The sequence below is a fragment of the Lentimicrobiaceae bacterium genome, assembly GCA_023227965.1.
Lineage (GTDB): Bacteria > Bacteroidota > Bacteroidia > Bacteroidales > JALOCA01 > JALOCA01.
The window spans coordinates 1-5,398 of record JALOCA010000072.1; the positions used below are offsets into that span (position 1 = coordinate 1).

The 5,398-nt window shown below is 38.7% G+C and carries 9 protein-coding genes; all 9 read right to left on the reverse strand.

Annotated elements, in window-relative coordinates:
- Positions 1 to 13: 13 nt before the first annotated feature.
- Positions 14 to 244 carry a hypothetical protein gene (locus M0R21_13655; protein MCK9618868.1) on the reverse strand — a complete coding sequence of 77 codons (231 nt, stop codon included), beginning with the start codon at positions 242 to 244 and terminating at the stop codon, positions 14 to 16.
- Between the two features lie 98 nt (positions 245 to 342).
- Positions 343 to 1,197: a replication endonuclease gene (locus M0R21_13660; GenBank protein ID MCK9618869.1), complete on the reverse strand. Its 855-nt coding sequence runs from the start codon at positions 1,195 to 1,197 to the stop codon at positions 343 to 345.
- A gap of 301 nt (positions 1,198 to 1,498) precedes the next feature.
- Positions 1,499 to 1,708: a hypothetical protein gene (locus tag M0R21_13665; GenBank protein ID MCK9618870.1), complete on the reverse strand. Its 210-nt coding sequence runs from the start codon at positions 1,706 to 1,708 to the stop codon at positions 1,499 to 1,501.
- A gap of 537 nt (positions 1,709 to 2,245) precedes the next feature.
- Positions 2,246 to 2,617 (reverse strand): hypothetical protein, encoded by a 372-nt coding sequence (locus tag M0R21_13670; protein ID MCK9618871.1) that lies wholly within the window; start codon positions 2,615 to 2,617, stop codon positions 2,246 to 2,248.
- On the reverse strand, positions 2,617 to 3,057 hold the full coding sequence (locus tag M0R21_13675) for a hypothetical protein (GenBank protein ID MCK9618872.1): 441 nt from the start codon (positions 3,055 to 3,057) through the stop codon (positions 2,617 to 2,619). The genes M0R21_13670 and M0R21_13675 overlap by 1 nt, the downstream gene beginning before the upstream one ends.
- Positions 3,050 to 3,457 carry a glucosaminidase domain-containing protein gene (locus tag M0R21_13680; protein MCK9618873.1) on the reverse strand — a complete coding sequence of 136 codons (408 nt, stop codon included), beginning with the start codon at positions 3,455 to 3,457 and terminating at the stop codon, positions 3,050 to 3,052. The genes M0R21_13675 and M0R21_13680 overlap by 8 nt, the downstream gene beginning before the upstream one ends.
- Before the next feature lie 101 nt (positions 3,458 to 3,558).
- Positions 3,559 to 3,774, reverse strand: a complete 216-nt coding sequence (locus tag M0R21_13685) for a hypothetical protein (protein MCK9618874.1) — start codon at positions 3,772 to 3,774, stop codon at positions 3,559 to 3,561.
- A gap of 303 nt (positions 3,775 to 4,077) precedes the next feature.
- Positions 4,078 to 4,665 carry a hypothetical protein gene (locus tag M0R21_13690; GenBank protein MCK9618875.1) on the reverse strand — a complete coding sequence of 196 codons (588 nt, stop codon included), beginning with the start codon at positions 4,663 to 4,665 and terminating at the stop codon, positions 4,078 to 4,080.
- Positions 4,665 to 5,398, reverse strand: a 734-nt coding sequence (locus M0R21_13695) for a hypothetical protein (GenBank protein ID MCK9618876.1), incomplete at its 5' end; no start/stop codon positions are given. The genes M0R21_13690 and M0R21_13695, both read right to left, overlap by 1 nt.

Genomic DNA, 5,398 nt, shown 5'->3' on the forward strand with positions numbered 1-5,398 from the left:
TTTTTTTTGATTGTTAATATAAAGCTCTAATCTTTAGCTTGCGAACAACATAATATATGATTGCGAAACCTACAACCATAAGAGCTGCAAATTTAAGTATTTTCTGAACATTACTCTGAAACGGTGACACAGGAGCGACACCAGCCGGGAGCTTGTCTGAAAAAAATTTATCAGCTAATTCTCCAAGTCCAATCCCAGCTAACACCTTGACAGCGAACATTATGCCTTTGATTATTACACCCATTTTGATTTTTTTTTTTGTGATACAAAGAATAATAAAAGACAAATTTGTCCTTTATTATTTGAAAAGTCAAGAAAAAAACAATAAAAATTAATATAAAGTCAGAAAAAAAATAATAAAAAGTCAGAATAATAAAAGATATGAAGATCTTTTTCTCTTAAAATAAGGCATAAAAAACGGTAATTTGCAACATATTTATCCATCATATATAACGATGGTGTGAATTTTACCAAAAAAAATACAATATAATAATCTTCATTCGCCACACATACCAGTCCATTAATCGCAAGTAGATAATCAATTAAACCAGCTGGTATAATATACCCACTACTTTTTACAAAATTATCGCAAAAAAACAGTCTATTATGTACATAATCCGCAAGCTGCTTATCAGTGACATTGGTATATTCCGGATTGTTTTTTATATCCGGGGCTTTTGAAACGTACTTTGCGGCATAGTTACACGCCCGGCGAATGGTTTTGATTATTGATTTACCTTTCCGAGTCTGGAGAGCGTTTGGCGAGAAACCGAGGTTGTCATAAAAAGTATGACACCAAGCCCGGTTAAGGACAGAATAATTAATATAAGGCATATCCATAAAACAATGGAAATGAGGACGACCAGCCTTAGTAAGTTCCTTAACGGCAACATAAGAAGCGAGACTATAATTTTTTTTAAGATTTTCAATGTATTTTGAAAAACACTCATTTGCATATCTGTTCGTGACATCATCTGGAAAAGTTAAAGTTATGAATTTGATTGTATTTGTGCGGAGGTTGAATTGCCTGATTATAGTTGATCGTACTATTTTTTTTTCAACATTAAATTTTTTTTGTTTTTTTCCGATAACCCGACCGCCTTTAGCTTTGTGGTTGCCAGCTCCCGCCCTAGTACACGTAATTTGTCCTGTTTCGTACAGTCTATACCTTAATTTCGTGTCATGATCAATTAACATATATATTGATTTACAGCGTATTACAAAGATTAATCGGATTAAGCAAAATGTTTTTGACAAGATCAAAACAAAACCGGGGCGCAAAAGTCATTACGACTAATCAGCACCCCGGGAAATGGACTACCACGGACGATTGGGGCGATGCCTTGAGCAAAAATCATCCACGCTCACCGCGGGGCGCATAGACACAGTACCCGGATTCCCAAATTTTTGGTCAATAACCAAACCGGGGACAGGAGGAGAGTACATACATTCCCCCGTATTGGGTGACATTTTACTTTTTCTAAAAAAAACACATTCTTTACACTTCATTTTCATTAATTTTCGAGTTTTCAAATTTTAAATTATCATATTGCCGCTGAAAATACTTCTCAGCAGCTATTAATTTTGACCGGGGTATAAGCTCCATATCTACGATATTTTGCACTTGTATCATCTTAGACAAGACCCCACATACTTCGCGCAATTGGATGCGTAATTTCACGCGTAAAATAGCCTCTTTTGTTGTCATAATTGCTTTGATTTGATTGCGTACTCAGAGCAAGGGCAAATGTAGATCACAAACTCATGACAAGTGAGTTTTTTTGCGGTTGTATTGCCACAATCACAAGCGTAATTGGTGATCATGTATAACCCAGCACAATTAAGCTCCGCGAACTTAATTGCTTTGTCCATTGAAGTAGTGTAATATTCTGTCATTACACAATCGTTTGATTCACAACATTGAGTCTGGCTAATGGATGCAATTTACACCCTGTTAGCTTAACAAACTGCCTTATTTCACAATCAGACGGTATAACAAACCGTTTCAAAGTTTTATTTCGCTTATTATTCAAGCAGTCCTGAAAATTAGCGTAAACAACTTCATTACTGTTGTTCAAATAAAGATAAACGGGTCTTTTTTTCATGATTTTTATTTATTGGTTTGTACGTCCGTAAATGTAAGTAGCGGATTAACACGTGTCAATTTTATTTGACGAACAAAAAAAATCCGGTGACAAACAGCCACCGGACATACATTAAACACAAAACATACAGCAAGACAAAATTATATAAGAGTAATTCTATAGCCATCAAAACGCATGAACTCATACCCGGTCACGACTATCCGGGAGAAATATAAATCCTGAGAATATACATTATTTGGGAACGTGAAATTATCGGTAACATCCCCAACTAAAGCAATATTTCGCAGCGTGAAAAACAAGACATTGCCATCATCATACAAAGCCACATGATTATTGAGAGCAGTTCCTAGGGCAGCATCCGTGCCAAATTCCACATTAATAGCCACGTATAACTTGAGCGCATTATACGTCACAAATTCAGACCCAGCAATTAAGCCTTGATAGAACAACCTTTCGTTTGAATCAACATCAAACGTATTATTAATATACCGTAGCAGATATTTACTCTCCATCAGTCCAAAATTTCGATGTCAAAATACAAATTAAAATAAGCCCCTATCTGATCAGCGAGCGAATAATTAACGTGGTTGAATACCACGTCACAAGCATTATTAATCACCAAACCATTATAATTATATTCGCCCGGAAAAGTAATAGGTACACCAACCCCTGTTACTATGTTAACCCCAGCAGGCGCGACAATATTCTGCGCTGGCAAACAAGGGTGTTGAGCCATACCAATTAATACTTGGAATTGTTGAGTATTATTATCATAAGGATTAATGACAGTGCCGAGGGTTATGTTCCGAAAAAATATATCAAATATAATACGTCTCACAGCAAAAGTGCGAGTGCTAACAATTATCTGTGACGTAGTCAGCGCAGTTGCCCCAGCATTCACAACCGATGTTCCACCGATCGAATAAGCAGTATTTTTCCTTGGTTTATCCATAATATACACTATACCAATGTTTAACCCCACGCAAATAATTATCATAACTATCCTCAAAATATCCTTTCGCCTTCAATGTATCAACATATTGTTCCACTTGCAGGGGAGCATTATAATATTCAGGATACCCGAGGTTTGTGTAATACAAGCGGAAATCCTTAACCCCAGCCTCCAGATCATCATATTTTGCGTGTCCATACAGCACCCCGGTTGCAGTAGTCAACCTCTTAACAGGCAGCTTCATCCCGGAAGGATTGTAACCCTCAACAAAAGACTTCGACCTGAAATTATTTGTTTCGTGTGCAAATTGAGAGACTATAATAGGGATCATTTCATCCGTAAAGCCATTAGCTCTGAGATACTCAGTAATTAATTTTCTTATAGTATCATTTTTTTGCATTAGAAGGGATTGGATTATTGCGAAAATAAGAAACAACAGCATCAACCAAACCAGCCAACCATTTGAGCCAGCGCGCGACAAACTGTATTTTTCCGATGAGTTCATTCATCGGGGCTATTATTTAGGTCAGCTGCCAGAGTTTCTTCCAGAGTTTCTTCCGGGGTTTCTTCCGGGGTTTCTTCCGGGGTTTCTTCCGGGGTTTCTTCCTGTATATCATCCTCAAAAGATAATGATTGTTTCCGCATCCAAAAAAACGCAACCACAACCAGTATCAAACCAAAAAGTAACAGATTGCGAGGGTTAATGTATTTTTTCATACTATATATATATATATAAGATCAACTATTTACGGCGCATCCGCCTTAATTGAGCCATACGCCGACGAGCAGCCAAAGACCCTTTAACCTGCCAAGCTTTTTTTGCCCCCGGTTTTGATCTGGTCACTGTTTTGCGCTTACGCCGCCCCTGCCTGATTGATACAACAGGCTTAACCTTCCTTCTCCGCCTCCGAGGTTTCGGTATTAATTTTTGCAGCAGGAAAAATCCGCCTACAATCAATACTATTATAGACCAAGGCTTATACTGTGTAATTAACTGCTTAATTTTTGATATTATTTCACTCATTTTCTTAATATTTTGGGTAACAGAAACAGACCAGCAAGAGCCAAACCAGCATAAGTAATCAATTTTGGATCAAGACCAGCACCACCGCCGACAGAAACCGCACCACCCGTTTCCTGCAAAACTTCATTTCTTTTTCCGCTCAAAAAGCCAGCTATACCAGACAGTACACCACCCGACACGGTTTCCCCCTTTTGCACCCCCGCCAAACTCTCAGCTTCTGACCGAGATTTGCCAAGATTCATAAGTTTTTGCACGAGCTTTTGTTGACTTTGCGCCTCTTTTGCCTCTTTTTTAACGGATTGCACAATATCCCTTTGTTCCTTGCTAGTCCCTGTCACAAGGTTGATAGCAGACCCGGCGACTTTAGATGTCACAACCTTAACGCCTTTTGCACCCCCCTTTATCGCCTTAACAACAGTTCCACCCCCGGCAACAGCACCAGCCAGCAAGCCACCACCGCCAATTACACCAGCGACAGCACCGATTCCGGTTGCGGCAGTAGCAGCAACCCCCAGTCCAATCGTAGCACCTTTAAGCACTTTCCCAAGGACTGTTTTTGGTTTCCAATTCTTGAATATTTTCATTATATATCAACTTTCATGACAGTAGCCTGAACACCCAGAACAGAAGTCACAAGCACCTTATCAATGTTCGATGCAAGATTATTGATCACAATAACCGGAGCATCATTATACATAGTTGACAGGCTTGCAAGCTCGACTGAATCATACACCTGTGCATGACCGTCTTTGTAGAACACCTGAACCCGGTCGGTTACAGTAACCAGTCCGGGGAGAGAGAGTACAGAAAATTTATCAAACTGTGTTTCGTTATTCGCTATCACAGCAACAGAAGTGTATTTAAACATCGAAACGCCGGCGTTATCAGAGCTACCAAAGAAGTTAATTGCACCAACAGCTGAAGTTGTACCCGATATTGTAACATTCTGTCCGGGGATATGTCCATCAGCTAAGATTATACGATTGTCATTAGCAGCAAGTGCGCCAACGTTGATTATGCCGTTAAATTGAGCAATGTCAGCCGCCAATAGATTAAGTAATACCCCTCTATCCTGAGTATCAATCCTCAAATAATTTATAGCTGCGCCAGCATCATTCCATATCAAAAACTCAGGTAGGTACGTAATATTGAACTGAAACGCTGTACCTATACCCCCGGCAGCAGTTCCAATTAATAGAGCAAAATTAAGATTATCCGGGTTTGCAACCACAGAAAAGACAGCCACAGCCAGCAGTATTATTGATATAATATATTTTTTCATTGTTTTTTTTTTTTTGATTGTTAATATAAAGCTCT

Coding starts and splice junctions, on each gene's coding strand:
- M0R21_13655 (MCK9618868.1), bottom strand. CDS start 244: ATGGGTGTAATAATCAAAGGCATAATGTTCGCTGTCAAGGTGTTAGCT.
- M0R21_13675 (MCK9618872.1), bottom strand. CDS start 3,057: ATGGATAAACCAAGGAAAAATACTGCTTATTCGATCGGTGGAACATCG.
- M0R21_13665 (MCK9618870.1), bottom strand. CDS start 1,708: ATGACAACAAAAGAGGCTATTTTACGCGTGAAATTACGCATCCAATTG.
- M0R21_13680 (MCK9618873.1), bottom strand. CDS start 3,457: ATGCAAAAAAATGATACTATAAGAAAATTAATTACTGAGTATCTCAGA.
- M0R21_13685 (MCK9618874.1), bottom strand. CDS start 3,774: ATGAAAAAATACATTAACCCTCGCAATCTGTTACTTTTTGGTTTGATA.
- M0R21_13660 (MCK9618869.1), bottom strand. CDS start 1,197: ATGTTAATTGATCATGACACGAAATTAAGGTATAGACTGTACGAAACA.
- M0R21_13690 (MCK9618875.1), bottom strand. CDS start 4,665: ATGAAAATATTCAAGAATTGGAAACCAAAAACAGTCCTTGGGAAAGTG.
- M0R21_13670 (MCK9618871.1), bottom strand. CDS start 2,617: ATGGAGAGTAAATATCTGCTACGGTATATTAATAATACGTTTGATGTT.